This is a genomic window from Candidatus Effluviviaceae Genus V sp., assembly GCA_014728125.1.
Taxonomy (GTDB): Bacteria; Joyebacterota; Joyebacteria; order Joyebacterales; family Joyebacteraceae; genus WJMD01.
In genome coordinates this window covers 1-4025 of the sequence record WJMD01000021.1, presented here as the reverse complement: position 1 = coordinate 4025, position 4025 = coordinate 1, and the positions used below count along the sequence as shown (strand labels likewise).

Genomic DNA, 4025 nt, shown 5'->3' with positions numbered 1-4025 from the left:
GGTTCAACATCGTCGCCAGCACTGAGGTCCAGGACCAGCTGATCTCGATCCGGATCAAGTCGACGCCGGTCGAGGAGGCGCTGAACCTGATCGTCCGAGCGGCGGGGCTGGGGTACGAGAGGATCGGCAACTCGATCTTGGTGGCGGAGGAGAGCGTCCTTCAGACCGAGACCGGGCTTTCCACCTACGTCATCCCCCTGCACTTCGCCGACGCGTTCGAGCTGGTCGACGTCGTGAAGACCATCACGGAGGCGGTCACGGCCGACCCGGGCGGCAACCGGCTGGTCGTCGTCGCCTCACCGGGGACGATCGAGCAGATCCGCTCGATCATCCAGGAGCTGGACGTTCCGCCGGTTCAGATCATGCTTGAGACCGAGGTCATCGAGGTTTCGACGACGGACCTGATCGAGCTGGGCCTCGACTGGTCCAAGCTCGCGAAGCAGACGGTCCTCTTCACGGAAGGCCAGCCCGACGGGTCTGCTCCGGACGAGTATCCGTCCGAGCTGCAGTATCAGGGACTCGGCATCGACGGTGACGACGTCCATCGTCAGGCCCAGCTTCTCGAGGTCGCGCTCGACTTCCTCGAGAACGACGGCCGAGCGAAGATCCTGACCCGGACGACCCTCGTGACGCTCAACAACCGCGAGGCCGAGATCCACATCGGCGACGTTATCCCGTACACGGTCACGGGGACGACCACGGGGGGCGTCATCGAGGTCAGCGTCGAGCGCGAGGAGGTGGGTGTCGAGGTCACGGTGACGCCTCGGGCGTCCGGTGACGGTCACATCACGGCGATCGTCGAGCCGAACGTCAGTTCGATCGTGAGCTTCGTCGGACCGAACAACGAGATCCCGTGGACGAAGGAGCGGCGCGCCACGACGCAGGTCCGCGTCAAGGACGGCCAGACGTTCATGCTGGCCGGTCTCCTGACGGAGGACACGACGAACGACGTGACCAAGGTGCCGCTTCTGGGTGACATCCCGATCCTCGGGCACATCTTCCGCCACACCCGCGAAGAGGTGAAGAACACCGACCTCATCATCAAGATCACGCCGAGCATCATCTCGTAGGCGTCCGTCCGAACGGACGGAGCGACCGGACGTGCCGGGGCCCTTTTCTGGGTCCCGGCGCTCTGCGTGTGGGGCCGGCTCCGTGGGGGCCAAAGGGGGCGCGGCGGCGGGCGGGCCGGCCGTGCTTGAGTGCCGCTCCCCATTCCGGTATACTTCCTGTTCGATTGCGTCTGAGACCGGGAGAGGAGCCCTTGGAACAGCATGACATCGTGATCGTCGGGGCCGGACCGGCTGGACTCACAGTGGGTCTCAACACGAGCCGGGCGAGACTCTCGTCCCTCGTCATCGAGATGATGACGCCCGGGGGCTGGGCGGCGACAACCGAGCTCATCGAGAACTACCCGGGCGTCGGGCCGGTCAACGGCTCGGAACTCGGGGCCCGGATGCTCGAACAGGCCCAGTCGTTCGGCACGGAGTACGCTCAGGACGAGGTCACGTCGATCGAGAAGACCGACGGCGGCTTCATCGTGCACGGCCGAGGGGACGACTATCCCGGGAAGCTGGTGGTCGTGGCCGTCGGGAGCAACTACAGGAAGCTCGGCGTGCCGGGCGAGGAGGAGCTTCTGGGGCGCGGCGTGTCGTACTGCGCCACGTGCGACGGCCCGTTCTACAAGGACCGCACGATCGCGGTCGTCGGCGGCGGCGACAGCGCGCTCCAGGAGGCGCTCTACCTGACGCGGTTCGCAGGGAAGATCCACCTGATACACCGCCGCGACGAGTTTCGGGCCATCGAGGTGCTCGCCGAGCGGGTGAGGGCGCACGAGAAGATCGAGTGCGTCATGAGCCACACCGTCAAGAGCATCAACGGCGAGACCGGTGTCGAGTCCGTGACCCTGAACGACCTCAAGGCGGGTGAGACGCGAGACCTGCCGGTGGAGGGGGTCTTCCTCTTCGTCGGGCTCGAGCCGAAGACGGATTTTCTGAAGGGACTCCTGGAGCTGGACGAGCGGGGCTACATCATCACCGACGACGACATGAAGACGAACGTCCGGGGTATCCTCGCAGCGGGAGACTGCCGGGCGAAGACTCTGAGACAGATCGCCACGGCGGTCGGCGACGCGTCGACGGCCGCTTTCGTGGCGCAGCAGTTCGTGGAGGACGGGGTCTGGTAGCGCGGGACCCAACGAAGAACCGTCCGCGCGATGAAGTCGCCAGGAGGTGACTCGTGAAGGAACTCCTGAAAGAGACGATGGACTTCCTCAAGAAGAAGGGAGCGGAGTATGCCGACGCGCGGCATGTCCGCGGCCTGACCGAGGTCCTCGTCATGAAGAACGGCACGCTCGAGACGGCTTCCGTCGCCGAGTCCGAGGGCGTCGGCATCCGCGTACTGAACGACGGAGCCTGGGGCTTCTCCTCGAGCTCGATGCTGACGCCGGAGAGCGTGCGGAGGGTCGCCGAGCAGGCGCTGGCGATCGCGAAGGCCAGTGCGAAGGTGGGGGACTCGACCATTGTGCTCGACGGTCAGGACGTCGTCGTGGACTCCTACAGCACGGAGGTCGAGGAGGATCCGTTCACGGTCCCGCTCGACGATAAGCTGACCATCCTCGGCTCCTGCTGCGACGGGATGACGAAGACCGAGCAGGTGGCGATCGCCACGGCGTCGATGATGAGCTTCCGCACCGAGAAGCTCTTCGTCAACACGGAGGGCAGCGAGATCGAGCAGGTCATCACGGAGGCGGGCGGCGGCATCTCGGCGACCGCCATCGAGGGTGACGAGCGTCAGACGCGCTCGTATCCGGCGAGCTTCCGGGGCGACTATGCGACCCGCGGGTTCGAGTTCACGCGATCGCTCGATCTCCCGGCGCACGCCGAGAGGACCGGGGCGGAGGCGGCCCAGCTGCTCAAGGCCGATGAATGTCCCCACAAGAAGACGACCATCGTCATCGGCGGACAGCAGCTGGCTCTCCAGGTGCACGAGTCGTGCGGCCATCCTATCGAGCTGGACCGGGTCTTCGGCACCGAGGCGTCGTACGCGGGCACGAGCTTCATCACCGTGGACAAACTCGGGTCGCTCCAGTACGGCTCGAAGCTCGTCAACATCGTCGCCGACGCGACCTGTCCCGGAGGCCTGGGTTCGTTCGGCTACGACGACGAGGGCGTTCCGGCGCAGCGGTCCGACATCGTGAAAAACGGGCTGTTCGTCGGGTACCTCATGAGCCGGGAGACCGCGCCGCGCATCGGCCTCAGGTCGAACGGAACGATGCGGGCCGACGGCTGGAACCGCATCCCGCTCATCCGGATGACGAACATCAACCTGCTGCCGGGCGAGGGCACGCTCGACGAACTCATCGCCGACACGGACGACGGCATCTTCATCGATTCGAACAAGAGCTGGAGCATCGACCAGCGGCGTCTGAACTTCCAGTTCGGGTGCGAGATCGCCTACGAGATCAAGAACGGGAAGCTGGGCCGGATGCTCAAGAACCCGGTCTACACGGGGATAACACCGGAGTTCTGGGGGTCGTGCGACGCGATCACCGGTGAAAGCGAGTGGCACATCTGGGGCATCCCGAGCTGCGGGAAGGGCGAGCCGGGTCAGGCGGCCCACGTCGGTCACGGCGTCTCGCCCGCGCGGTTCCGGAACGTCGAAGTGGGGGTCAAGAAATGAGAAGCACCAAGGACCTGACGGCCCTCCTCGAGGGCGCGCTTCAGAGATCCCCGGCCGACGAGACGGAGCTCGTTGCCAGGGGGTACGACTCGGCTCTGACGCGGTTCGCCGGGTCGACGATCCATCAGAACGTCCACGAGGACGACACGTCCGTCATCGTGCGGGTCGTCGTCGGCAAGCGGATCGGCGTCGTGTCGACGAACCGTCTCGACGAGACGTCGGTCGACGAGGCCGTCACCAGGGCGATCGAGATCGCGAAGAACTCGCCGGAGGAGCCGGACTTTCCCGGCCTGCCGAAGGCCGATGCTGCTCCCTCGGTCGAGTCCTACTCGGCACAGAGCGCGGCG

The 4025-nt window shown here is 65.9% G+C and carries 4 protein-coding genes; all 4 read left to right on the top strand.

Going from position 1 to position 4025, the window contains the following annotated elements; genetic code table 11:
• Positions 1 to 1070, top strand: a 1070-nt coding sequence (locus tag GF405_01240) for a hypothetical protein (GenBank protein ID MBD3366779.1), incomplete at its 5' end; no start/stop codon positions are given.
• 191 nt (positions 1071 to 1261) lie between these two features.
• Entirely contained in the window at positions 1262 to 2182 is a 921-nt protein-coding gene (gene trxB, locus GF405_01235; GenBank protein MBD3366778.1) for a thioredoxin-disulfide reductase, read from the top strand.
• A 53-nt stretch (positions 2183 to 2235) separates the two neighbouring features.
• Positions 2236 to 3678 carry a TldD/PmbA family protein gene (locus tag GF405_01230; GenBank protein ID MBD3366777.1) on the top strand — a complete coding sequence of 481 codons (1443 nt, stop codon included), beginning with the start codon at positions 2236 to 2238 and terminating at the stop codon, positions 3676 to 3678.
• Positions 3675 to 4025 (top strand): hypothetical protein (locus tag GF405_01225; GenBank protein MBD3366776.1); only part of this gene is annotated, 351 nt, incomplete at its 3' end. The genes GF405_01230 and GF405_01225, both read left to right, overlap by 4 nt.